At 65.0% G+C, this 25,090-nt stretch carries 18 protein-coding genes and 1 tRNA gene; 10 read left to right on the top strand and 9 right to left on the bottom strand.

Features of this window, described 5'->3' with window-relative positions; genetic code table 11:
* The 6 genes from rlxS to VIR62_RS07905 form a co-directional block, all read left to right on the top strand.
* The coding region (rlxS, locus tag VIR62_RS07880) for a relaxase/mobilization nuclease RlxS (RefSeq protein ID WP_431870182.1) at nucleotides 1–1,744 on the top strand (1,744 nt) is incomplete at its 5' end.
* 175 nt (nucleotides 1,745–1,919) lie between these two features.
* Entirely contained in the window at nucleotides 1,920–2,342 is a 423-nt protein-coding gene (locus VIR62_RS07885) for a ribbon-helix-helix protein, CopG family (protein ID WP_431870183.1), read from the top strand.
* A complete protein-coding gene (locus tag VIR62_RS07890; protein ID WP_431870185.1) occupies nucleotides 2,339–2,557 on the top strand; it encodes a helix-turn-helix domain-containing protein in 219 nt (72 codons plus the stop codon). The genes VIR62_RS07885 and VIR62_RS07890 overlap by 4 nt, the downstream gene beginning before the upstream one ends.
* Nucleotides 2,554–2,742, top strand: coding sequence for a hypothetical protein (locus tag VIR62_RS07895; RefSeq protein WP_431870187.1), 189 nt, complete (start codon nucleotides 2,554–2,556; stop codon nucleotides 2,740–2,742). The genes VIR62_RS07890 and VIR62_RS07895 overlap by 4 nt, the downstream gene beginning before the upstream one ends.
* A 105-nt stretch (nucleotides 2,743–2,847) precedes the next feature.
* Nucleotides 2,848–3,966 carry a restriction endonuclease gene (locus VIR62_RS07900; RefSeq protein ID WP_431870189.1) on the top strand — a complete coding sequence of 373 codons (1,119 nt, stop codon included), beginning with the start codon at nucleotides 2,848–2,850 and terminating at the stop codon, nucleotides 3,964–3,966.
* A gap of 16 nt (nucleotides 3,967–3,982) precedes the next feature.
* Nucleotides 3,983–5,275, top strand: coding sequence for a hypothetical protein (locus VIR62_RS07905; RefSeq protein ID WP_431870191.1), 1,293 nt, complete (start codon nucleotides 3,983–3,985; stop codon nucleotides 5,273–5,275).
* Nucleotides 5,276–5,664: 389 nt separating this feature from the next.
* Here the strand turns inward: VIR62_RS07905 and VIR62_RS07910 are convergent.
* From VIR62_RS07910 to VIR62_RS07930, 5 genes are all read right to left on the bottom strand, one after another.
* Nucleotides 5,665–5,740: transfer RNA gene (locus tag VIR62_RS07910), tRNA-Glu, on the bottom strand.
* 64 nt (nucleotides 5,741–5,804) lie between these two features.
* Nucleotides 5,805–7,019: a 3-deoxy-7-phosphoheptulonate synthase class II gene (locus tag VIR62_RS07915; RefSeq protein ID WP_431870193.1), complete on the bottom strand. Its 1,215-nt coding sequence runs from the start codon at nucleotides 7,017–7,019 to the stop codon at nucleotides 5,805–5,807.
* Between the two features lie 45 nt (nucleotides 7,020–7,064).
* Nucleotides 7,065–7,376, bottom strand: coding sequence for a UDP-N-acetylglucosamine 2-epimerase (locus VIR62_RS07920; protein WP_431870195.1), 312 nt, complete (start codon nucleotides 7,374–7,376; stop codon nucleotides 7,065–7,067).
* 35 nt (nucleotides 7,377–7,411) lie between these two features.
* Entirely contained in the window at nucleotides 7,412–7,678 is a 267-nt protein-coding gene (locus VIR62_RS07925) for a hypothetical protein (protein ID WP_431870197.1), read from the bottom strand.
* Between the two features lie 49 nt (nucleotides 7,679–7,727).
* A complete protein-coding gene (locus VIR62_RS07930) occupies nucleotides 7,728–8,633 on the bottom strand; it encodes a TPR domain-containing protein (protein ID WP_431870198.1) in 906 nt (301 codons plus the stop codon).
* A 186-nt stretch (nucleotides 8,634–8,819) separates the two neighbouring features.
* Between VIR62_RS07930 and VIR62_RS07935 the strand changes: the two genes are divergently transcribed.
* The 4 genes from VIR62_RS07935 to VIR62_RS07950 all read left to right on the top strand — a co-directional run bounded on the left by VIR62_RS07935 (nucleotide 8,820) and on the right by VIR62_RS07950 (nucleotide 14,924).
* The gene (locus VIR62_RS07935) at nucleotides 8,820–11,255 is read left to right on the top strand and encodes a cyclic nucleotide-binding domain-containing protein (protein WP_431870199.1); all 2,436 of its coding nucleotides are present in this window, start codon (nucleotides 8,820–8,822) and stop codon (nucleotides 11,253–11,255) included.
* Between the two features lie 139 nt (nucleotides 11,256–11,394).
* The gene (locus tag VIR62_RS07940; protein ID WP_431870201.1) at nucleotides 11,395–12,270 is read left to right on the top strand and encodes a hypothetical protein; all 876 of its coding nucleotides are present in this window, start codon (nucleotides 11,395–11,397) and stop codon (nucleotides 12,268–12,270) included.
* A 10-nt stretch (nucleotides 12,271–12,280) separates the two neighbouring features.
* Nucleotides 12,281–14,059, top strand: coding sequence for a cytochrome c3 family protein (locus VIR62_RS07945; RefSeq protein WP_431870203.1), 1,779 nt, complete (start codon nucleotides 12,281–12,283; stop codon nucleotides 14,057–14,059).
* Between the two features lie 7 nt (nucleotides 14,060–14,066).
* Nucleotides 14,067–14,924 (top strand): phosphodiesterase, encoded by an 858-nt coding sequence (locus VIR62_RS07950; RefSeq protein ID WP_431870205.1) that lies wholly within the window; start codon nucleotides 14,067–14,069, stop codon nucleotides 14,922–14,924.
* Between the two features lie 101 nt (nucleotides 14,925–15,025).
* On the opposite strand, the gene VIR62_RS07955 is transcribed toward VIR62_RS07950, so the two are convergent.
* From VIR62_RS07955 to VIR62_RS07970, 4 genes are all read right to left on the bottom strand, one after another.
* Nucleotides 15,026–18,967, bottom strand: coding sequence for a hypothetical protein (locus tag VIR62_RS07955; RefSeq protein WP_431870207.1), 3,942 nt, complete (start codon nucleotides 18,965–18,967; stop codon nucleotides 15,026–15,028).
* Between the two features lie 113 nt (nucleotides 18,968–19,080).
* Complete coding sequence (locus VIR62_RS07960) at nucleotides 19,081–20,898, bottom strand: hypothetical protein (RefSeq protein WP_431870339.1); 1,818 nt, start codon at nucleotides 20,896–20,898, stop codon at nucleotides 19,081–19,083.
* A gap of 705 nt (nucleotides 20,899–21,603) precedes the next feature.
* Nucleotides 21,604–23,568, bottom strand: a complete 1,965-nt coding sequence (locus VIR62_RS07965; RefSeq protein WP_431870208.1) for a heme-binding protein — start codon at nucleotides 23,566–23,568, stop codon at nucleotides 21,604–21,606.
* Entirely contained in the window at nucleotides 23,568–24,953 is a 1,386-nt protein-coding gene (locus VIR62_RS07970; protein WP_431870211.1) for a multiheme c-type cytochrome, read from the bottom strand. The genes VIR62_RS07965 and VIR62_RS07970 overlap by 1 nt, the downstream gene beginning before the upstream one ends.
* Between the last annotated feature and the right edge of the window lie 137 nt (nucleotides 24,954–25,090).

A 25,090-nucleotide genomic window follows, 5' to 3' on the forward strand; every position in this document is an offset into this window, starting at 1 on the left:
CCGGCGTGTCGTGGTGAAGGCGCGTATCGTGAAGCTGGGTGGCAAGGGCCAGGCGGCAGCACTGGCGCATCTGCGCTATCTCCAGCGCGACGGTACGACCCGCGAGGGCGAGCGCGGCACGCTCTATGGCGCCGATGCGGATCGCGCCGATGGCCGCGCGTTCCTGGAACGCGGGCAGGGCGACCGTCACCAGTTCCGGTTCATCGTCGCGCCCGAAGACGGCGCCGAATATGACGACCTCAAACCCCTCGTCCGGCGCTGGATGAAGCAGATGAGCCAGGACCTCGGGAGCAGCCTCGACTGGGTAGCCGTCGATCACTTCAACACCGGCCATCCCCATGCCCATGTCATGCTTCGGGGTAAGGACGATAAAGGCAAGGACCTTATCATCGCCCGCGAGTATATGACCCACGGCCTGCGCGCCCGCGCCGCCGAACTGGTCGACCTGGATTTGGGGCCCCGCTCGCCCCAGGAAATCCTGCGCGCGAAGCTGCGCGAGGTCGAGCAGGAGCGGTTCACGACCATCGACCGGCGCCTGCTGCGCGAAGCCGAGGACGGGCTGGTCCGTCCCGCCCATCGCGATGGGGTCGAGCAGTCGCTGCGCGCGGGTCGCCTGCAGACGCTCGGGCGCATGGGGCTCGCCCATGAGGAGAGAAGGGGGCTCTGGCGGCTCGATCCCGGCCTCGAACAGACGCTGCGCCGCATAGGCGAGCGGGGCGATATCATCCGTACGATGCAGCGCGCGATAACCGAGCGCCTCCCCGAGCGGGCGCCGACCGACTATGCCATCTACGATCCTGCCCAAGCGCTGCCGGTCGTCGGCAAAGTGGTGGCGCGAGGCCTCTCGGACGAGCATGCCGACCGCCAGTATCTGATCGTCGATGGCGTGGACGGGCTCAGCCATTGTGTCGACATCGGGATCGACGCACCCGCCACGCCGGACCGGAGCCTGGTGCGGGTCGCACCCACGCGCATCCAAGTGCGCGCGGTCGACCGCACCGTTGTCGAGATCGCTGCTGCCCATGACGGCCTCTACAGCGTCGACCTGCACTTGCAGCACGATCCTTCCGCCAGCGAGGCGTTCGCCAAGACACACGTGCGCCGTCTGGAAGCGATCCGGCGGGGCACGGCCGGCGTCGAGCGCCGGCCGGATGGCAGCTGGGCGATTTCCGCCGATCATCTCGCTCGGGTCGAGGTCTATGAGAGGGCCAGGGCGAAGGACAAGCCGGTCGCGATCGAGATACTGTCCGATAGACCGCTCGCGGAGCTGGTCCGCCATGACGGGGCGACCTGGCTCGACCGGGAGCTGACCAGCGCAAATCCGATCCCGACCGGGCGCGGCTATGGCGCCGAGGTCCGCAAGGCGCTGGATCTGCGCCGGCAATGGCTGATCGAGCAGCAGCTGGCCGTGGGGGAGGGGGAGGCTATCCGACTGCGGTCCAACCTGCTGGCCACTCTCCATCAGCGCGAGCTGTGCCGCGTCGTCGGCCAGCTCAGCGCAGAACTGGGACTGCCGTTCGCCGAGGCGAGGGCGGGGCAGCCCGTCGAGGGCATCTATCGCCGCCCGGTGCAATTGAGCGACGGCAAATATGCGCTCATCGAGAAGAGCAGGGAGTTTACATTGGTGCCGTGGCGGCCGGTGCTCGAACGCTCGATCGGCCGGGAGGTGGCGGGGATCATGCGTGAGGGCGGCGTCAGTTGGACGATCGGCCGCAGCCGAAGCCGCGGCCTGGAAATTTCGTGATCTCGCGCCGGACCCGCCCGGACCCGGCCCAAGATGGCCTGTGAGAGCCATTCTCAGTCGATCGTCAATCGATCATGGTGACACCGAAATGCACCCTCCGTGCACCAGCGAGGTACTTCGCAATGGGCGCGTGAGGTCGCATCATCGCGGATAGTCTGGATCAGCGGATTGGTCGATGAAGACACTCAAGACCCGCCATCAATTTTACCTCCCCGATGACCTGTCGGAGACGCTCGCGGCCTTGGCAGCGAAGCCCGGCGCGTCCAAAACCGCGATCCTGACCGATGCATTGCGCGCTTGGCTCGAGCGCAAAGCCGGCCATGAATTGGACGAGCGGTTCGGCCCGCGGCTCGACCGTCAGCAGCGCATCGCCCAGCGCAGCGAAGCGACACTCAACGCCATGGCCGAGATGCTCGATCTGTTCGTCGCGCATCAGCTGACCCTCGTTGCCCACCAGCCCCCGTTCGACGAAGAGACGGGCAGGTTGGGACTGCAGCGCTACCGCCGGTTTATGGACCAGGTGGCCCGGCGGCTCGCCAGCAATCGAGGTGCACTCAGACTTGCCGGCTCCACAGCCGTGAAGGAGGACGGCGCATGATCGACAGCAATCCCCAGCCTATCACCGTCAGGATCAGGGAGGCCTGTCGCATGACAGGCATCGGGCGGTCCAAACTCTATGAGCTCATCGCACAAGGTGAGATCGAGATCGTCAAAGTCGGCGCCATAACGCTGGTTCCGGTGAAGAGCCTTGAGGCGATGGTGGAAAGGCGACGCGCCGCCGACGGGCAGCGCACAACGACAAGGAACCTATGACCATCGACCCGCTTGTGCTGCTTCCGATCCTGGTGGCTAGCCTCATTAGAACGCCCGCGCAGCAACGCAGCTATTTCGGTTCAGCTGATCCGCTGGCGCTGACAATAGCCGTCAACGCGATCGTCGATCGGGTTATGTCAGACCTCAGGCAGTTGGACAAACCAGAGGGCGCGGCTTCCGAATAGCGCCCGGAGCCGACGCTCCGCGACGATCCTGCCAATCTCAGAGCTCCGTACGTTTGGCAGCTAATGCCCCTGTAGCCGAAAGAACATCCTGCGCTATCATACGGCATGATCAAAGAGGACGAATACTTAGAGCGCGTAGTGGCCGGCATTCACGCCGTCAGTAGCGGCGACGCTGAGGTCATTTGGAACGAGAGCATCAATGGCCGCCAGTTCGACGTGGTGGTTCGCTTCCAGCTGGGCACACTTGCCTACCTTGTGCTGGTCGAGGTCAAGAATCGGAGCCGGCGGGCGAGTGCACAGGACGTCGAGGCGTTCGTGACCAAGGCCCGCGACCAGCAGGCGAGCAAGGCCGTGTTCGTCACTGTGGCAGGCTTCCAGGAAGGTGCCGTCGCCGTGGCTAAGCGCCACGGCGTCGACCTGTTCACCGTCGCGTTCGACAAGAATTTGCCGACGCTGTCGGCGACCGGGACGTACATCAGTCTCCACAACCCGGACTACGCGGGCGACCCGATTCCGCAGCTTTCAATAGGCGAGCCGACGCTTGTCGATGTCATCGAGGATGCGGAGCTGGAATACTCCGACGGCCGCCGGTTCGCCGTTCCGTCCGAAGCGTCGCAGATGAACTACTACGCCGCGAAGACCCTACTTGGGGACGGACGCACGCTCGGCGATGTGATGCAGACCGCGCCCCAGCGCTGGCTGGCGGAAGGTAGGAGCAGGACCGAGACCATCGAACTGCCGTCCGGCGTTGTCATCTCGCCACCGGATGAATACCACTTCCCGGCCGGGATGCTTGCGCGATTACGGCTGACGCTCGTCACGCGCATGTCGCGCCCGCTGTCGGGCAACATCGGCATTGAGCCGACTTCATTCCGCAATCCAGTGAGCTACACGAACGATCTCACAGGGGAAAAAACCACCTACACGCTGGACCAGCTGCCGCTCAACACTTCGCCCCTAGTGAAGGGTGGCTTCTACATGCAGCTACATCCACTGCGCTACTATCACTGCGCCGGGGTCGCCGGAGGCAGCGTTACATGGCGGTTAGTCGAGAGCTTTCAGCACCAGCAACTCATCCGCGGCACGTACACCCAGGAAGTGAAATACGGCGCCTTCTACGTACCCGTCAGCGATCGTGTCACGCTGAAGAGACTGCAAGGCCGACTTGAGGACTACCTTCGGCTCTCCGCTGCCCGCAGTCCGACGCGCACGGCATCGCCATAATGGGGACAGAGCACTGATGTTGCACCCTCAAGCTAAAAAACGGCTATTGGAGGAGTTGAAAAAGGCACTGCCCTCGCTCGCAATCCGCCACGGGCTGTTCCTCGAGTCCTTCATCGCCTTCTTGGCGCTGCACAAGGCAGAAGAGGTGATTCCGAAGACCGGAAAATTACGTGTCGTCTATGAGGAATGGATCGATGATACCCCGGTGACGACCTTCGTCGGAGGACGGCTACGGGAGGAGCTCAGACGCGACTCAAAATATGAGAGCGGGGATAAGCTTAAGAAGCTCGGAGAAATAGAAGGATTCAATGACACCGATGCTCTGGCACAGTCACTCGTGGAAGAGTTCGACCGCCTGCCTCACAAATATACTCTCACCATGCATTTTCCCGACGCGCTTCCGACCTTTCCGAAGGACCGAACGGCCGTACAACTAGGTCGGCGTTCACGTCTGGCGCTGTGTGATCTCTTTTTTCGAGAAGCGTACCCGACGCAACACGAGGATAAAGAGGTGATGGACCGCATCAGCGGTCGTTCTGGCATGTTCCTAGGGGTAGTTGATGATTTTAATTGGACCGACGACGCGCCTTACTTCCAAGTAGAGGCGACCGGATACATCGGTCCCTATGGTTCAGGCTCGCAGTTTGACGAAGCGAACCGCGCATTGCGGAGATTCGTCGGGCTCGGGCTGGGATTGAAACTGTTCGCCTACGAGCAACAGTACAAGGCGTTTCCCACGAAGCGCTTCTGGATCATCCACACCAAGGACAGCGATCACTGGCGAATTCATGATCGTCTGGACGTGGACGGCGACGATGCCGGAGTGTTGGACGGCTTAAAACTCTGGAACAGTTTTGAGTCATCGTATCCTGAGGAGCACAAGATACCGTGGCTCCAATCGGTGCTAATTCATCTTAGCGCTGCCCTTGGGGCGCCTGCCACGACGAACGTGGCACTTGCTGCGGAATGGTTTTTCGACAGCTTCAAGGGTCGGGATGAGACGCTGACTTATGTCCGCCGGATGACCTGCATTGAGATTCTGTGCGGGGAGCACGCTGACACCTCGAAGGTGAGCCTTGGAGAGTTGCTTGGGAATCGCTTGGCGTACCTGATTGGCCGTAGCCACGCAGATCGAGAGAAGGTTCTCAGGGACTTTCGCGACATTTACAGCTTGCGCTCTAGGATCCTGCACCACGGCAAGCACCGCTTCTCGTTGGAAGAGAGGGCTCACCTTTGGGCGTTACGTGGCTTCTGCGAGCGCGCCTTGGAAGCTGAGGCAAAGATGCTCGCTGCGGACGCTGACAGCTGACGCCCAAAGACGTACGTGCAGCCCGATCGAGCTGCTGAGAGGCTAGATACGCTATACAGCTCAAATGCGGCCCTCTGGGAAAATAAGACGCGTGCGTCCACGACTCTTACCAGCCCTTACTATATCCGGTTTCTCGCACTGCCACTTCAAAGCTGACCGTCCGCTTGCGGCCAATCCTCGCCGCAGGCTCACCTTATAGGGGGCGATCAAAAGTGATGCGAATCACTCGTCCTGCGCCAATCAGCGAATCCACGTTCAGGTTGCTCCGCGCGACGCTTGTCCAAGAACAATGCGCTAACATCCACCGCAATCCTGCTACGGTTTTGCAGTAAATTTGCAGTAAGTACTGATCTGCAACGCGTAACGAGTGGCTAAGCTATTGAAATCACTGGTGACCCCTACGGGACTCGAACCCGTGTTTTCGCCGTGAGAGGGCGACGTCCTGGACCGCTAGACGAAGGGGCCGACGCGGATGCCCGCGTGGGCGAGGCCCGGCGCATATGAGGCGGGAGGCGAGTCTGTCAAGCCGTCAGGCGGCGGCCGACGCGCCGCGGTTCGGCTTCCGCAGCGTGTCGGCCAGCAACTGCGCCAGCTCCATCGCCTGGGCGGCATTGAGGCGGGGATCGCAATGGGTGTGGTAGCGATCGGAAAGGTCCTGCTCTGTGAGCGCCGCCGCGCCGCCGGTGCACTCGGTGACATTCTGCCCCGTCATCTCGATGTGAATGCCGCCGGCGCGAGCGCCCTCGGCCGGGCAGAGGGCGAAGAAGGCGCGGACTTCGGCGAGGATGCGGGCCATCGGGCGGGTCTTGTAGCCGTTGGCCGATTTGATCGTGTTGCCATGCATCGGATCGCAGGACCAGAGGACCGGATGACCCTCCCGCCCGGCGGAGCGGAGGAGCGGGGGAAGGGCGGCCTCGATGCGGTCATGGCCCATGCGGGCGATGAGGGTGATGCGACCGGGCGCGTGGTCCGGGTTGAGCCTGTCCAGGAGGCGGCGAAGCGTATCGGGATCAAGGCTCGGTCCGCATTTGATGCCGATCGGATTGGCGAGGCCGCGGGCGAATTCGACATGAGCCGAGCCGGGGAAACGGGTGCGGTCGCCGATCCAGAGGAAATGCGCCGACGCTCCGTAATAGCGGCCGGTGTGTTCGTCCCGGCGGACGAGCGCCTGCTCGAAGGGCAGGAGCAGCGCCTCATGGCTCGTGTAAAAGGTCGAGCCTTCAGAAGCGGCGAGGTTTTTCAGATGCGCAAGCGTCGCCGTGGCCTGGCTGTAGGCGCGGAACATGCGCTCCGGATCCGGCATGCGTGCTGTCTCGTCGAAGGCGATGCCGTTGACGATGTCGCCCCTGTAGGCGGGAAGGGCGCGCCCGTCCTTCTCCTCCTCGCTGATCGAACGCGGCTTGGCGAACTGGCCGGCCATCCGGCCGATCCGAATGACGGGCAGGCCCGAAGCCGCGGTGAGGATGTCGGCCATATCGGAGATCAGGCGGTGGCTGGCGCGGATATTGTCCGGTGAGAATTCCGCGAAGCTTTCCGCGCAGTCTCCGCCTTGCAGAAGGAAGGCACGGCCCGCCTGCGCCTGAGTCAGCGCGGCCCGCAAGGCGTCAGTATCGGCCGGACTCACCAGCGGCGGATAGGCGGCGAGCTCGCGGGTCGCGGCGGCGAGAGCGCCGGCGTCCGGCCATGAAGGCTGCTGGCGTACGTCATGGCGTTGCCAGCTCGAGGGGGTCCAGTCCGGCATCATCGGCGATGCCATAGGACTTGCGGCGGGCAGTGCAAGGGGGATTGGTCAGAGGCGGTCGGCGCGCTGCGGTTCGAGCAGGAATTCGGCGATGGCCTCGGCGATCCTCTGGGCCGCGTCGCCTTCGCCGAACGGGAAGGCCGGCGTGGCCATCCGCGCATATCGCGCTTGGTCCGCCACCAGCGCCGCGACGGCGGCGACGATGCGCTCCGGATCGGTGCCGCCCAGCTCGGCGCTGCCGCTGGCGATTGCCTCCTCCTGCTCCCTCACGTCGCGCAGGATGAGGACGGGCCGGCCGAGCGCCGGTCCTTCCTCTTGCAGGCCGCCGCCGTCGCTGAGGATAAGCCAGCTTTGCATCATCAGCGCGACCATCCCCTCATAGTCGAGCGGTTCGATCAGGGCGATGTGTTGTTCCTGTGCGAAGTGGCGTTCGTATCGCCCTGGACCAGGACCAGATCGGCGCGGCGGCGGACGAAATGGCCGCACAGCGCATGATGGATGCTTCCGCGGATTTCGCCGGCGCTCTGGTGGCTGGGGTCGATGGCGAGGGCGCGCACGGGAAGGGGGCCGAAACGCTCAGCCAGCCCGGAGTGCTGACCCGTGAGGATGACCTGCTGATCGAAGCGGCCGCGTCGGCCAATCTCCCTTATGAGCGGCGCCATCTTGATGGCTTCGGGACGAGTCCCGATCACCGAAGCAATGAGAGGCCGCCTAGCTCCCACGCGGCACGCCGAGCTCCTCGGCGGCGCGATTTATCTGGGCGGTGGTCGTCGCGTCGCCCTCGAAAGCGGCGAGACCGGACCGTAGCGCCTGCGAAGCGGCGTCGGTTTCGCCCAGTACCATGCGGGCCCGCATCAGCCGGATCCAGCCCGTGGCGTCCTTGGGATTGGCCTCCAGACGCCGGGCCAGGCCGTCGACCATGCCCTGCACCATGGTGTCCTGCTGAGAGGGTGGAATCGAGGAGGCGGCGGCTATTTGCTCCGCCGTAGGGCCGGGAATGGCCGCCGTGGCGACAGAGCCTTGGGAAACCCACGGCAGTCGGCCGGCGACGTCGATATTCTGCTTCTGCGCCACCTGCTGGATGGTGCGGCGAAGGTCCGCTTCCCAGGGCGCGCCGGGCGGCGTGTCCTTCAGCAGCGCGATCCAGTCGCCGATCGCCGCCTCGTGCTGGCCCCTGAGATCCTTCTGCACGGCGAGAAAATAGCGGGCGCGAGCGTCCGCGGGGTCGAGCTTCAGCGCACGCTGGAAAGCGGCTTCGGCTTCGGGCGAGACGCTGGTACTGGCGGTCTGTAGAGCTTCGCCGAGGGAAGACCAGTTTTCCGCCTTGTCAGGTTCTATTTCGGCGGCGCGACGGTAGGCGGAGGCGGAGCGCATCAGGTCGCCGGTCTCGAAATAGGACCAGCCGAGCATTCGCCAGCCCTCGGCATTGTTGGGATCCTGCGCAAGGCGGGCTTCGAGACCCGCGATCATCGTCCCGACGTCGGCAACGGGCTCGTCCGGTGGGACACTGCCGTGCGGCCCGGCTTCCTCGGAGGCAGCCTCTCCCGAGCGGTAGACGGCCACTCCGGCCGAGGCGGCGGCGATGATGCCGGCCCCCACCAGGGCAATGGTGGCCATTTGCGGGCGCGACCTGATCGATGAAGAAGCTGTCATAAGTCGAAGGTGTCCCTCGCAAAATAATCGCCGTCAAGTCTGGCGTGAGGCCTTGAAGCTGCTACAGTATGTGACAGCTGTTCACCGGTGGAATTGTCGCGCGCAACCTGGGACGCGTGCGAGGGTCGCGGTGGCAGGGGGGAGAGAAAAGTGACCGCGGCATTCGACATCGCCATTGTCGGATCGGGACCCGCCGGCCTCAGCGCCGCGGCGCGGGCGGCGCAGCTGGGTCTCAGCCATGTGCTGCTGGAGAAGACCGACCATCTCTCCGACACCATCTACAAATATCAGAAGGGCAAGCACGTGATGGCGACGCCGAGCCAGCTCGTGCTGCGCTCGGACATGGATTTCGAGGCCGGCAAGCGCGAGAAGGTGCTGGGCGTCTGGGACGAGCAGGCGGCGGGCCGCAAGGTCAATGTGATGCTCAACGCCGACGTGAAGGCGATCACCGGAGAAAAAGGCGATTTTACGCTGACCCTCACCAGTGGCGAAGCGATCCAGGCGGGCAGCGTCATCCTCGCCATCGGGACCCAGGGCAATCCCAACAAGATGCGTTGCGAGGGCGGTGATTTGCCGCACATCCAGTATCAGCTCGACGATCCAGGCGAGTATGTCGACGAGCATATCACCGTCATCGGTTCGGGCGACGCCGGCATCGAGAATGCGCTGGGCCTGGCCGCGGACCCCGAGCAGGGCAATGTCGTCACCATCCTCAATCGCGGCGCCGATTTCGCGCGGGCCAAGGGTGCCAACGTCAAGCTGCTGATGGAGGCGCGCGACGGCGGCCGCATCAACGTGATGACGGAAACTTCGCCTTCGAAGGTGGAGCCGGGCTCGCTGGTCCTCGACACCCGCGACGGCGAGCAGAAGATACGCTGCGACCGCATCATCGCCCGTATGGGGTCGGCGGCGCCCAGGGCTTTCGTCGAGAGCTGCGGGATCGAATTCAGCAGCGAGGATCGCGAGGCCTTTCCGAAACTCAACCCGAGCTTCGAGAGCACGAAGGAGGGCATCTACGTCATCGGCGCGCTGGCCGGCTATCCGCTGATCAAGCATTGCATGAACCAGGGCTATGACGTCGTCGAGTTCATCAACGGCAACCGGTCGCTGAAGCCCGCGGACGAGCCGATCCTGGAGGCCAAGTTCAGGGGGCTGCCGGGCCGCAAGGCCGTCGACGAGTGGCTGGAGTTTCTCCGTGCCAACGTCACCATCCTCAATGAGCTGTCGCCGCTCCAGATACGCGAGTTCATGTTGGACAGCGAGGTTCGCTACTATCCCGCAGGGTCGCTGGTATTCGAGCGCAACGAGCCGGGCTCGTCACTCTTCACCATCGCGGACGGCTCGGTGCTGGTCGAAGTCAATCCGAAGGACCCGTCGATCACCGTTCCCATCGGCACCGGCTCGATCTTCGGCGAAGTGGGCCTCATTTCCGGACGCCGCCGCGGCGCCACCATAAGGACCGCCGAGGACTCCATCCTCGTCGAGGTTTCGCGGACGGCCGCGCTGAAACTGATGGCGACCGTGCCGGCAGCCAAGCGTGCGATCACCCGCATTTCGACCGAGCGGCAGCTTCTCCAGATGTTCGGCTCGGGGCTTATGCCCGACGATCTTGCCGAAGTATTGGAGACCTCCGAGATCAAGCGCGTTCGCGCCGGCGAGGCGATCATCACCGAGGGCGAAGAAGGCTATGACATCTATGTCATCCGCCAGGGCTCGATGGTGGTGGAGAAGGCGATCGGTGGAAAGCCCGTCTTCCTCTCCTATCTCCCGGCGGGCTCCTATGTCGGCGAGATGGCGCTGATCGACGGCGGCCGCCGCACTGCGACCGTTCGCGCCGCGATCAAGTCGGAAGTCATCAAGCTCGACGGCGACGCCTTCCGAAGACTGCTCGCCAGGAAGCCGCAGCTCAAGATGAAGGCCGAGACCGACATGGCCTCGCGCAAGGCGCTGACCAGCTTCGTCGAGTCCAAGAAGGATGGTTTCGAGGGCGTGGTCGACATGTATTCCTCGGTCGCCAACTTCCTCGTCGAGAACGGCATCGGCGAGGCGACCGACGTCCTCCTCATCGACGAGAATCTCTGCGTCGGCTGCGACAATTGCGAGAAGGCCTGCGCGGACAGCCACGAGGGCCTATCCCGCCTCAACCGCGAGGCGGGCAAGACCTACGCCCACCTTCATGTGCCCACCTCCTGCCGCCATTGCGAGCATCCGCACTGCATGGCGGACTGCCCGCCCAACGCCATCCATCGCGGCCCGGACGGCGAGGTGTTCATCGACGATACATGCATCGGCTGCGGAAATTGCCAGCGCAACTGTCCCTATGGCGTCATCCGCATGGACAAGGTGCCGCCCAAGAAGCCGAACCTGCTCGCTTGGATGCTGGCGGGGTTGGGCCCCGGCCCTGGCGAACCGCCCAAGAAATGGACCGAGGCGCGGGTCTCTCCGGAGACTCCGAAGAAGGCGATCAAATGCGACATGTGCGCCGGCATCTCCGGCGGCCCGGCCTGTGTCCGTGCCTGCCCGACCGGCGCCGCCATTCGCGTCGCGCCGGAACAGTTTCTGTCCGTGGCGCGGCTGGGGGAATGAAATGCCGTCCTTCGTCATTCCGGCGAACGCCGGAACCCCAGAACACTGCCGGCGGCTATCCTGTCAGGACGGTGTTCATGGATTCCGGATCAAGTCCGGGATGACGGCGAGAAAGGCGAGGGGGATCGTGCGTTAGACCATGGCCAGCAGGGGGATATCACGCACCGAGCTGAAGGATGGGGTGAGCCATGAGGGCTTTCTCCGCCATAAGCGATTCCGCTGGCTGAAAATCACGCTCGGGCTCTCGCTGCTGAGCTTGCTCGTCTACGCCTTCACCGATGTCCAGCCGCGCCACAATGGAGGGAGCTGGCTCGGTTATACGCTTGGTACGATCGGAGCGCTGTTGATCCTGTGGCTGACCCTGCTCGGTCTTCGCAAGCGCGCGATGACGAGTGGACGGTGGTCGCTGAAGGCCTGGACGTCGGCCCATGTCTATCTCGGCCTGTCGCTGATCGTAGTCGCGACGCTCCACACCGGTTTTCAGTTCGGCTGGAACGTCCATACGCTCGCTTATGCGTTGATGATGCTGGTCATCGCCTCCGGCGTCTACGGCATCTCGGTCTACGCGACGCTGCCCCAGGAGCTCAGCGACAATCGCGCCGAGATGACCAAGCCGCAGATGATCGATGCGGTGGCCAAGCTCGACCGGCAGCTTCAGGTCGCCGCGCAGCCGCTCACCGTGGGGGACACCGAAATCGTCAGCCTTTCGCTCGACGACAATGTCTTCGGTGGGGGCCTGATTCGGCGCCTTTCCGGCCGCTACCCGAGATGCGGAACGGCGCGGGCGCTGCGCGAGCTGCAACAGCGGCTGGCCGTTTCATCGGGCAGAGAAGCGGAGGCGTTGGAAACGGTCACGAACCTCCTGGAGCGCAAGCTCGCGGCGCTCGACCGTATCCGCCGCCAGCTCAAGCTCCGGGCGATGCTCGAGGTCTGGCTCTATATCCATGTGCCGGTCACCTTCGCGCTGATCGCGGCGCTCACCGCCCACATCATCAGCGTGTTCTTCTACTGGTGATCGGCGCGCGATGACCTTTCTCCTCCGTCAGATTTCGCGCAGCGCCGAAGGACGCGAGATCGTTCGCTCCTCGCGCGTCGAAGGCGACCGACTAACGATCGGCCGCGGCCCGGAATGCGACATCCACCTGACCGATCTCGCCGTCGCCCTTCACCACGCAACCGTCGAGCGAACCGGGGATCGGCTGAGCGTTAGGACCGAGAAAGGGCTCTATGTCGATCTGAACGGGCGCAAGGCGACCGAAGGGTCGTTCGACCTTCCCGCGGGCGGCGACATCCGCATCGCCAGCCACCGGATCCGAGTCCTTCCCGCCGCCGCCGGCGCCGAGGTCGCGATCGACATCTCGCGCGTCGAGGAAGCAGGGAGCAAGGACCGGTCCGCAGGCATGTTCTCGCTCACCTCGGTGATGCCGAGCAAGCGTGCGGCCGCCTGGGCGCTCATCGCGGTGGTGCTCGCCGTGTTTCTTGCCTGGCCGATCAAGGGCTATATCGACCGGCAACAGGAGAAAGAGGCAGTCGAGCGCTTTCATGCCGATGAGATGTGGTCCAGCGGCAAATTGTCGCTCGCCCATACCGCCCTCGAGAACGACTGCCAGGCTTGCCACGTAAGGGCGTTCGAGGCGGTGACCGACGCCGCCTGCAAGGATTGCCACACCGGCATCCACGACCACGCCGACCCGTTCCGCCTGGCGCGCGCCCAGCCGGGCCTCACCACCTGGGGCAAGGTCGAGCTCGCCTTCAAGGAAACGTTCGACATCCCGCCCGGCCGCTGCGTCGAATGCCATACCGAGCATGAGGGCGCGACCCAAATGGCGCCGACCGCCCAGCGTTTCTGCAGCGATTGCCACGCGACGCTGGAGGAACAGCTGCCGGATACCGAGCTTGCCAATGCCGGCGATTTCGGCACCGCCCATCCCGAGTTCCAGCCCGCCTTCATCACCCGCTGGGACGGCGATCGGCCGGTCCTCGGGCGCGCGTCGCTCGCGCGCAATCCCCGCGAGGACAGCAACCTCAAATTTCCGCACGACCTCCATCTGTCGAAGACCGGCGGCGTCGCGCAGATGGCGCGGCGCCTGGGGACCGATTTCGGCTTCGGCGACGCGCTCGTCTGCAAGGATTGCCACGACGCGACGCCCGACGGCGTGCGCTTTCAGCCGGTCAACATGGAGGCGGACTGCGCCATGTGCCACAGCCTCGCCTTCGATCGGGTCGGGGGGACGATCCGGACCCTGCGGCATGGCGAGCCGGAGCAGGTAGTGGCCGACCTGCGCGACTTCTATCGCTCCCGTTCGCCGGCTCCGCGCGCCGGCGCGACCCGGCGGCGCCCCGGGCAGGTCGGGCGCGCGTTCGGTTCAGTGGGCGCGGTCCAGGCGATCCGGGCGGTCTTCTCGCAGGGCGGTGCCTGTTATGACTGTCATCAGGTCGTCGCGCCACCGCCCGGCTCGCTCGCCTTCGACATCCGCCCAGTGGCCTTCCCGGTGCGCTATATGCACAAGGGCTGGTTCGATCATAAGCCGCACGAGACGGAGGAATGCACCTCCTGCCACCTGGCGGAGAAGTCCGGCGCGGCTAGCGACCTGCTGCTGCCGGACCTCGCCAGCTGCCGCGAATGTCACGGCGGCGAGAGCGCCCGCGCCGAAGTGCCGTCGGGCTGCGCCATGTGTCACGATTATCATATGGACGAGGGCGCCCCATCCATGCTGATCAGGCAGAGGGTGGGCGGTAAGAAGAAAGATACGGTCATAGCCGATACAGCAACCCTGCGGCGCGCCGCCGCCGAGAGACGATAGGCCGTCCATGCTGATAGCGCAGATCACCGACATCCATCTGGGCTTCGAGCCCAACAATCCCGCCGAGTTCAACCGGAAGCGGCTGGACCGGACGCTTCGGGCCCTCACCGCGATGACGCCGCAGCCGGACCTGCTGCTGGCGACCGGCGACCTATCCGACAGCGGCGACGACGAGGTATCCTACCGGCGCCTCAAGAGCGCGCTCGCCGCCTGTTCTTTCCCGGTCTGGTTCTGCATGGGCAATCACGACAATCGGGAGGCCTTCCTAAAGTATTTTCCGCACGTGCCGACGGCCGATGGCTTCATTCAATATGCGATCGAGGATTTTCCCGTACGCATCCTCGTATTGGACACCCTGGAGGAAGGGCGGCACGGCGGCGGCTTTTGCGAGATCCGCGCTGCGTGGCTGGAAGCGCGCCTCGCCGAACAGTCGGAGCGGCCGACCATCCTCGTCCTCCATCATCCGCCGATCGAAACTGGGCTAAGCTGGATGACGGAAAACCCCGATGCCGAATGGGTGCGGCGGCTCCGGGGCATTGTCGAAGCGCGCCGCAATATCGTCGCCATGGTGTCCGGTCATCTCCACCGCCAGATCACGACCCAGTGGGCCGGAACGACGCTCGCCGTCTGCCCTTCGACGGCGCCGCAGGTCGCTCTCGATCTGGCCGACATCGATCCCGACCGACCCGATGGCCGCCCGATGATCGTCGCCGATCCGCCGGGATATGCGATCCACTACTGGAACGGCGAGGGCCTAATATCGCATTACGACACCGCCGAGGACCACACTGTCCTCGCCCGCTACGAACCCGCGCTGCAGCCGCTGGTGCAGATGCTCGTGGCGGAGAGGAACGGCAAAGACTGATACCTTCGACGTCATCCTGAACTCGTTTCAGCATCCATCCAAGAGCCGCTGCGCCGCTGGAGAGCTGGATCCTCGAACAAGTTCAGGATGACGGCCTACCCTCACTGCACCCAATCGGCGAAGGTGCCGGTGTCGCTGACCTTGTAGGTGAAGCCGCGCCGGTTGAGGAACAGGCGTTCCATCTCTTTCCGGTTGAATGGGCGGGAGCCGAGGCGGCCGAAGACGGCGATCTGGCCGCCGGTCTCGTCGACCGCGCGATCTCGGTCGAGACCTTTGGATAGCGCCAGCGCAGGCTGCGGCGTCCGCGCCCAGGCGATGAGCTCCGGCTTGGGCGCGGGGGAGAAGCCGTAGAAATTGGGCTGGCTATCGGGCGAGGTGAGCTGGATCACCTTGAGGCCGTTCCTCCCGTCGGCGACATAGGCATAGAGCGAGGCGTTGGTGGAGCCGACGATCACGTCGCGGACGTCGTTCATCCGGCCGTCGAACGTCACCTTCTGATAGATTTTTGGCGCCTCCGGATTGGTGACGTTGAGGATCACCAGGCCTTCGGGGCCGCCGGCGACATAGGCATAGGTCCGCGCGACATAGAGACCCTGCGCATTGGCCAGCGGCACCGTCGCCTCCGGGATCAAGCGCGGCTCGTCCGTGCGCGTCACGTCCAGCACCTTCAGGCCATCAGCGTCCGTCACCCAGAGATAGCGGAACTGGAGGGCCGAGGCGCGCGGGTCGTTGAGCGGCACGGTGGCGACGTGGCGGGGATGAAGCGGATCGTCGAGGTCGATCACGACCAGCCCGGCGGCGGCGGTGATGTAGGCGTAATGGCCCGCCAGGGTGATATGGCGCGCGTCGGCGAGGACGCCGCCCTCGTTCCAGGTGACGGCGCGCTTGATGTTGTTGTTGCGCGGTTCGCCGTCGGCGAAGGTGTTGACGTCGACCAGGATGAGACCTTCGTCGGCATCGGTGACGACGGCGTAATTGTAGATCGGGTGGAAGGGCTGCTCCTGGTTCGCCTCGCGCATGGCCGGGGTGTTCCGCTCCGGCGCGATCGACTGGTTGGTCGGGAGCGCCATGCAGGTCGCGTTCTTCGTCTTCACATGGGCGTCGTGGCCGAGCGGGGAGAAGGGCGCGGTGATGATTCGCTCCGACAGGCCCTTGTTGCCGATCGAGGCTACGTCGTAGACGCGAAAGCCGCCCTTGCCTTCGGCCACGAACATGTATTCGCCGCGCAGTTGCAGGCAGCGGGCGGAGCCGTCCGTGTCCTGGACGACATTGGCGAACTGCTCCAGGGCCTGCGTCTCACCGCTGAAATTACTGTCGAAGGTTTTGCCGCGGGTCCATTCGATCAGCTCGCGATCGTTGCGCTCGACGTGGAGGCGCCAATAATCGGGGTAGGCGTAGCGGTGGAGGTAGGAGCCGAGCACCGCCTGCGGCTCCTCCCATTCGGTGACCCGGACCGCCTCGAAGCCGTCCTCCATCCCGACCCAGGCGTGGAGGCCGACGAAGTTCACGAAATTGGTACCCTGGAGCAGCAACTGCGCCATGATGGCGTTGTTGTCGTTCGCCTCGCTCAAATGGCAGTCGGAGCAGGTCTTGGTCTCGGTCTTGCGCACCGTGTGCGGGAAATGGGGCGCGAAGGCCTGGCTCGAAAAACCGATGGCGCTGATCGGCGGCTGCTGGATGTAGATGCGCTCGCGGTTGAGGTTGGTTGAGGAGAGGACCAGCGCCGAGCTCGAGCGGACCGGGGCGACAATGTTGCCCTTGGTTGTCTGATGGATACCAAGCTGGAACATCTGGTCTCGCGCGACCTGCGGATTGTAGGTCGCGAAGTTGCGGGTTTCGATGCCGTCATATTTGTGGCTGGAGGTCTTCCAGTTTGCCTCGATCGGGAGGTGGCAGCCGCCGCAGGACGTGGTCCAGCTGAGATGGCAGGTGAAGCAGGCCATCTCGTCGGGCTTGTGCGCCAGGTCTTCGTCGAAGACGCCGGGGCCAAAGGTGAACTGGCCAGTATCGGCGCCCGCTTTCGACATCAGCTTGGCCCGCGCCGACTTCATGTTGAAGCTCGGGTGATCGCGGTCGACGCTGTCTTTGACCAGGCTCACTTCCCATTCGAGGGTCGGGTCGATGATCGAACGCTGGATAAGGACGCGGCGGCCGTCGTCGCCCGTCATCCATTCGAAGCGGCGGCGGCCGTCCTCGTTGCGGATGAGCGCGAGGTTGTTGCCCTTGGGCGGCGCGGCGGGGCCGGAGGTGAGAAGGGTAGGATAGTCCTTGGCCGTGCCGTGGCAGTCCTTGCAGGCGATCTCGATGGCGTTGGCTACCTCGCCATAGATGAAGCCGGTGCCGTGGCTGTCCTGGGAGAAGTGGCAGTCCGAGCACTGCATGCCCTTTTCGGCATGGATATCCATGAGGTGAACGGCCTTGCCCGGGTTGACGCCGACATCGACGAATAGCCCCTCATTCTCCCGGCGGAATTTGTCCGGATCGTCGGGCGGGACGATATTTCCCCCGGCGTCGAGCAGATTGCCCTCGCGGTCGCGTTTGAAAACGGCGCGGAAGTTCCAGCCGTGGCCGTGATAATCGGCGAACTGCGTGTGTTTCGCCTTCGGATTTACATCGTCATAGACATTGCGGAGGAAATCGAGGTCGGACCATTTGCCGCGCGGCGCCGCGCCCTCGGGGTTGCGCTCCAGTGTCTCATGAACCTCTTCCGCCGTCGGATATTTCTGCTTCTCGGGCCACATCAACGGCGCGTCGGACTCATAGTCCCACATGGTGTAGCCGAGGTACGAGTTCAGGAAGATGTTGGGCTGGTGCATGTGGCAGTTCATGCACTGGGCGGTCGGGATGGCGCGGGTGAAGACGTGCCGGATGGGGTGGCCCTTTTCCTTCACCGCCTCATGATTTGAATCTGCGGGCGCCTCATGTTCGTCGCCGCCCTTCAAGGCGCCATGCTCCAGCTTGTTCGCAATGGTGGGATCGACGGTCGCGGTCTGCCCGTCGCGACCATATTTTGCGTAAAGGAGGCTGTGCCTGGGCTCGCGGTCGTTGGCGTAGACGACGTGGCAGCCGGCGCAGCCTGATTGCCGATAATCGCCGGGCTGGTCGTTCGTTCCCATGAACCACATGAAGGGGTCGTTGAGACGCGTCTTGTGAATGTTGAGAATAGGGATGGCGACGCGCAGGCCCGTGCCGGGGCCGCGGTTCGACTGGCGGATGTCCGGGCGGCCGGATTCCTCGAGGCGTTGGATCGAGCCAGTGGGCGAGGGGAGGCCGATCTCCGGGAACTGCGTGTTGATGGTGCGCCCGCCGCGCTCGAACACGCGAAAGATGTCGGCGGGTGGAATGACGTGCCAGGTGGGCAGCGGATAGAGTTCGGCGAGGACGCCGCGCGCCTCCTGTTTCTCGCTGAGCTTGCCGTCCGGCCCGGTCGGCGAGACGATCTTCGCGGGTTCGCCCTTGCGGGTATAGGCTTCGCCGAAGATGTAATTCTTCATCGGCGCGATGCCGTTATTGTAGGCGGCACCGCCCATGAACATCGCGCCGGTCGCCATCAGCGATCGTTCGGCGGCCTCGATGATCTCGATATGGCAGGCGCCGCAGCTTTCGCGCGCTACCCGATAATCGGATGGATTGACGAAGCGGACATATTCCGGCGCCTCCCGGTTCAGCAAGGTATAGCTGCGCGTCGGATTGGCGCTCGACGGCCAATGCCAGCTATCCGGATATTGGGGGAGCACATGCGCCTGGTTCCGGGCGGCGACATAGACGGGTGCATCGTGGTCCGACACGTCGGTTGCGACGATGCTGGGGTTGCCGCCGTGACAATCGGTGCAGCCAAGCACGACGGCAGTCGATTTGTGCATCGTCTTGGCGTCGCTCGCGGTGTGACAACTGACGCAGCCGGCGCTCTTGGCGTCCGCCATGTCCCATTCCTGGGTGCGCGGTGCCGGCTCGGCGCGCACGAGGCTGTAATCACGTTCGACCGCCTTTTCGATCTCGGCGGCGAGTAGGGGGGCGGTGATGATGCCGGCCAGAACCGTCATTCCGGCGAAAACCGGAACCCAAAAGCGCCGAAGGCGCAGGACTTTCGCGAGCCGTGTTCTTGGGTCCCGGATCAAGTCCGGGATGACGCGGGAAGGGGTGCGGAGCCAGACCATCAGAAGGTCAGCACCGCGTTGAACAGAACGGAATAATAGACGTCGTCGCGGTCGCTGTTGGCGAAGAGGTCCTTGAAGCCGTCGCCGGGGATGAGCGCGGCGGCCGACGCGCGGAAGACGATGTTCTGGGTCATCTTCGGTCGCCAGATGGTGGCGACCGAGAGATCGAAGCCGATGTCCTTGGGGATGCTGCCTTCATTGCGCAGCTCCTGGAGGACCGCTGTGTCGTCGAACCAGAGATGGTTGGCGTTGGCGCTGACGCGGAATTCGGGCGTGAGGTCGGCGTCGACGCCGACGCCGGCGAGGATAGTGCCGGGATTGTTGAAATTGGACTGACCCTGCTCCTTGGAGGATCGGAGCGAATTCAAAATGCCGTTGCGGCCGTTGATCGACACGGCGCGGCCGCCGCCGGCGAAGGGGATCGTCTGGCGAATCCAGTAGCTCGTGTCGGCGCCGGCGAAGATCGGGTTCTCGAAGATGGCGTCGAAGCCGGCTTCGGTGTCATTATAGGGATCGCTGTCGCCGCTGGCGTAGAGGAAGGAGCCGCGGAAGCGGAGCCAATCGACGTCGTAGCTGGGCTCGGCGGCGACGAACCAGGCGCGGATATCGGATTTCTCGCCGGTGAAGATGCTGTCCCGGTCGGTGCCGAACGCGCCATAGGCCTGGGCCGAAAGGTTCAGACGCCCGATCCGGCCGTCGGCGGCGTAGCCCAGGTAGAAGACGTCATAGTCGCGGGCGCGCAGGTTACCGATCAACGCGGGCCGTACAGGAAAGCCATTGTCGTCGACTTCGATCTCGCCTTTCTCGCGGTTGGCGTTCCAGGTGAGGCTGAGCTGGCTGGTGAGGCCGACGACCGGGAAATCCTGGCGATAGACGTTCGCAGTGACGACCCAATCGTCGCGCGGGCTTTGCGTCACGTCGTTGAGGCCGCTGTTGGTGTCCTTCTCCAGCCGCCAGAAGCCGGCTAGATTATACTGCCACCGGTTGTTGTCGCGGTTGCCGAACAGGCGCACGCCCAGTTGCTGGTCGTTGAACAGGAAGCCCCGGAAATCCGACTGGAACGGCTGGATGCCGGCCCGGACGGAATCGAAGTCGTAGCGGTCCGAGACGTTGCGGATGTGGTAGTCGACGAAGGCTTCCTGCACGCCCAGGAAATAGTCGAAGCGATCGGTGCCCTTGCTCGGCTCGACGAACAGGACGCGCCGTTCCGACACGTCGACATAATTAGCCTGGAGCGCGAGGGTGAGGCGATATTCGATGTCGGGCGGCTTGTAGGCGGTCGAACCCTTCAGGAGCGACACGCTGCCGATCAGCGTTTGGGCCAGGACCAGGCTGTCATTCTTGCCGAAGACGTCGATGCTACCGGGGCGATCGGTGGTCTGGACGCCGACGGGGATCGGGAAGGTGCGCGGCTCGATCACGGTGTCCGAAATGGCGTTGAGGACGAAGAACCAGTCGTCGCCTTCCAGGCCGAGGAATTTGGGCGTCCGGCATTTGGGAAGCCCGGCCTCGCGCCGCCGCGCCTGCTCCTCCTTGGTCGGTATGCAGAGCGGGCGATCTCCTTTCAGGGTGTTCTGGTTGTAGGGATCCCACCAGCGTTCCTTGACGATGCCCAGCGTCTCGATCAGCCGCCAGCGATCCGGCACGGGAATCTGGTCGGTAGGGAAGGCTTCCGGCGGCGGTGAGCGGAGGGCTCCTTCGTTGGTCTGGGTGATTTCGTCGGGAAGCTCGCGCTGCGGAACGCCGGGCCGGCGTCGGCCTTCGAGAAGAGGATCCTCGACCTGGGCTTCGCTGGGGAATGGCCCGTTTTGCGGCAGCGGCGAAGGCGCCTCGATGGCGGGCTTCTCATCAGTCGCGTCGGTAGCCTGTTCCTCCGACGCGGACGCTTTCGGAAGGGGCGAATGGATCGTTTCGACCGACGTCTCGCTGGTGAGCGCGACAGGCGCAGACCGAGGGCCGGAAACGCCAGCATCGGTCAATCCCGTAGATGGGGCGGCGTCGCGCTCGGAAGGAACCGGCGTCAGCGGGATATAGTCGCCATCACCCAGGAGTTCGGCTTCGACAGGCACGATTTCCAGAGCCGGAATGGGCGCCTCGCTCGTGGTCGATCCCGCGGACGCCACGAGAGTCCGGTCGGCACCTGCAGATGGCGCGGATTCTACTTTCTCCGCTTGCGCGACTTTTGAGGATTCGACCCTACGGTCCGTCAGAATATCGGTGATCTGATCGACATAGACTCTCGGATCGTAGAAACGCTCGTCCGGCGCCGGCGCCGGCGTCGCGGACAGCGCCTGCGCCATCGTCAGTTGCAGGGGCGGCGGAGCGATCGCCTGCTGCATCGTCAGCAGCAAGGGAGGCGGCGGCAACGCGCTCTGCATCGTCAGAAGGAGCGCGCCATCCGCCTCGGGATCGACCTCGGGTGGGGGCGCCGCCGCGACGACCAATGTCTGCGGATCGATATCGGCGCCGCCCATCGACGCGACAAGCTGGATCAGAGGGGCGGAGAGCTGCACCGATGCCGCCTACTTGCCCTGGCAGACGTTCTGGGCGCTGGTGTCGAGGAACGGCGCGAACGGGCAGTTGACGTAGCGCAGCCGCACCAGCGCATTGCCAAGGTCGACCTCGATCTGGTCGGCGCGGATGGCCGGATCGGCGTTGCCGATGCCGCCCGCCCGGAGACCGCCTTCGTGGAGGCCAAGGAAGCTGATCATGTCGTCCTGGTCGATGCCGTCGCCCGAGACGCCGATGCCGCCAACCAGCTGCGAGCCACGATAGATGGGCATGGAGCCGGGGAAGATCTGGACGCCGTTTTCCAGCGGGTTCTGCCCTGGCGCCACGTCGGGCGTCTGGGTGCAGCGCCGCGGCGTGTCGGCGCCGGCACCCAGGATGAAGGCGGCATGGTCGCGGATGTTCTTCTCGACCAGGGCCGACTGAAGGCCGGTCGAGAAAGGATTGAACTCGGCGACCGGGCGAGAGAAGGGACCGGGCGGGCGCCCGAGCTCGCCATCGGGGAAATAAGGCCGCGAGAGATTGCCGTTGGCGCGATCTGAGAAGGCGAACTGACCCGTTAGCGCCGAGGAATCGCCGAGGAAGGTCCGCGCGGCCGCGACATACATGCTGACGTCGGGGTCGGGATTGGCGTCTAGGAGCTGCGCGGCGCGGGCGCTGGAGAAGAAGGCTGCGGTGCGGGCCTTCTGCAGCGACACATCGATACCGAAGATCGGCGCGTCCGGCGCGCGAACGATGCCCAGCACTTCGCCATGCGTGTCGACGACCGAAATCGTGACCTGCGCCCGGCTGTCGAGCGGCCGCCGGATCTGAGCGCGGGCACGGCTCATGATCTCGAACGCTTCCTCGAGAACCGCCTCTACCTCGGCGCGGGTAAGGGGGCCTGCGACGTCGCCGGCGTCGGTGGCGCCGCGGACGGGATAACGGTTGGCGCCCGAGCCGTTGGAGAGGATGAAGGCGTCCGGATTGTCGAATTCGGACGCCGTCGCCGCGCGAATGCCCGACGCCTCGGTGCCGTAGGCGCGCCCGGCGACGAGGCCGCTGGAGCTGTCATAATAACCGCGTACCGAGGTCAGCACGCCCGCCTGCCGGTCGATCGTCGCGAAGCCGGGCGCCGTCGCGGGATCGCTGGCGAAATCGTCGGGCGTGGCTTCGGCGAAGCGCAAGGTGGTGCCGTCGACCGTGATGCGGTTGGCGCGTATCGCCTCCGGCGCCGCAAAGCCGGTCGTTGCGGCCAGCGCGATGATCTCTTCCGGGTCTTTGTCGACGTCCTGGATTTCCGGATCGAAACCATAGACGCCGTCGGCCATGATGCCGACGCCGCCGACGAGCACGCCGTTCTTGTAGAGCGGCAGGCCGCCCGGATCGGCGCTGAGGCCGAGCGGCGAGCGTTTGGGACCAATGAAGCTGTTCGCGGCGGTCGTGCCGTTGAAGCGGGCGGCGAGGTCGGAGCAAGGGAGCTGGCTGAACTGGACGCCGAACAGCGGTCCGCTTTCGAGCCCGCGCGTGGCGGCCGAGGGCGGGAAATGCTCCTGCACGATCATGCTCGCCGTGCGCGTCGAAAAGGCGTTGCCGCCAGACGAGAGGTAGGCACCGGTAATCGCCTTGGCGATCGCGCCCACGACCGCGGCGGGCAGATCGACGCCCTGCAGATCATGCGTGCTGCCATTGGGCCCGCGGGGCACGAACAGGCGCTGGTTGGCCCCGTTCATCGTGAAGACGGCGAGGACATTGCCGACCCGATCGACCACCGCGATGGTGGCGGGGAGGCTTTGTGCACTCGCTTCGGCTACGGCCTGGGCGATGACCTTGCCGACATCGGCGGACGTGAGCGCCAGCTGGGCGGGCGCCTGATAGAGGCGGGTCGGCGTGGGCGTCGGTGTAGGCGTTGGGGTAGGCGTGCCGCTTCCGCCGCCGCCGCCGCAGGAGGCGACGAGCAGAGAGGCGATCGCGACGAGGCTGGTGCCGGCGTAGCGCATCAGCGAAGACTTCTGATGGAGGACGCTGCCCGGCCGAGGCTCGCCCGGAAGTCGCGGGGGGAATAGGCGTTGGGATCGCGAACGGCGCGATAGGCCGCATTGATGTCGGAGCGGATCGCGTCGGCCTGGCCGGGGCTGACCCCGCCCATGTTGACCAGCGCCGAAAGCAACGTGTCGGTCGCCATCACGGCCTGGACGCTGCCGGCATAATCGGTGAAGCGGCTGGAGATGGCTTCGCTGGTGATCGCGTCGATGATCGCGAAAGCCTGTGTCCGGCCGAGGTCGGCGCTGGCGAACGCATTGGCGAGAGCGCGGGCGCTGCCGCGCAGGATGACGGCGGCGGCGACGGCGGCGGCACGGTCCCTACCCATCGCCTGGTGGAAAGCGCGGCTGTCGCGTGCGAAGCGCTCCGCGAGTTGAGGAGCGACCACCTTCGCCGCCGCCGACAGCATGATCATGTTCTCGTCGTTATAGGGCGGCATGCCCTCGGGGATGGGGCGGCCGGGATTGTCGAGCGCGGTCGGCTCGAAACGTGGATCGTCGGAAATGGGGCGATGGCAGCTATGGCAGTCGAGGAAGTAGAATTCTGGGAACACGCCCTCGGTGCCGCGCCGGGCGTCGGCGAAAAGAGTCAGTGAGCGGTCGAGAGCCATGGCCTGGCCGACCGCCCACATCTTCACCGAGTTGGTCCGGCCCTTGCGCCGGGCATAGTCGGCGTCCTCATTGTGATGCTGCTGCAGGGTCGAAAAGAGATCGAGCTCGAAGGCGATGCGGGGATGGCCGGCGGCCATGATGCGGTGATTGACGAACTGGCCCGGGTCGGCCGAACCGAAATGGCAGTCGAGGCAGACGCTGGCGCGCGCCTTGGGGTTGTCGAGCGGGATCATGCCGCGCGACACGTTGGCGGCATGACTCGCGCCGACGGCATAATGGCTGGAGAGCCAACCCGAGGCGGCGCCATGGCAGGCCTCGCAGCCGACGCCGTCCGAGGTCTGGAAGCGGGAACCCCGCGATCCGCCCGCCGCGGGCGTCGCATGGCAGCCGAGGCACATCGGCGCGCTCGCCGCCTCGCCGATGCCGAGGCGCTGGGCGATGGCGCGGGAGCGGGGCTCGGTCAGCACCTGCCAGGCCCGGCTGTGTGCGCCCGACGGGCTCGACGGGTCCTGCCAAATCATCAGCTCGTCCTGCCGAACGATCTTGCCGTCGGCCTCCGAGCGTCCATGGCAGGTTGTGCCGCCGCAGGTCGCTACGCCCACCAGCGTGCTGCCGCCGGCGCCTTGCGCGGTCGCCACGGCCGCGCCTGGCCGGAAAAGAAACAGCAGGACGAGCGCGAGCACGAGGCCCGCGGCCCCTGTCATCATCGCCAGTTTGCGACTGCGCCCCATTTCGTTCCCCCACGCCGCCCGAACGGGTCGGGCGGCAGCCCTCGCCCGCGACTATGTTCAAAGTCGCCGCCGCTTTCAAGCGCATGATACGCCTTCACTGGTTGGATGACAGCCGAAACAAAGCCCGATAGAGCTAT

This window comes from Allosphingosinicella sp., from assembly GCF_036570505.1.
Taxonomy (GTDB): domain Bacteria; phylum Pseudomonadota; class Alphaproteobacteria; order Sphingomonadales; family Sphingomonadaceae; genus Allosphingosinicella.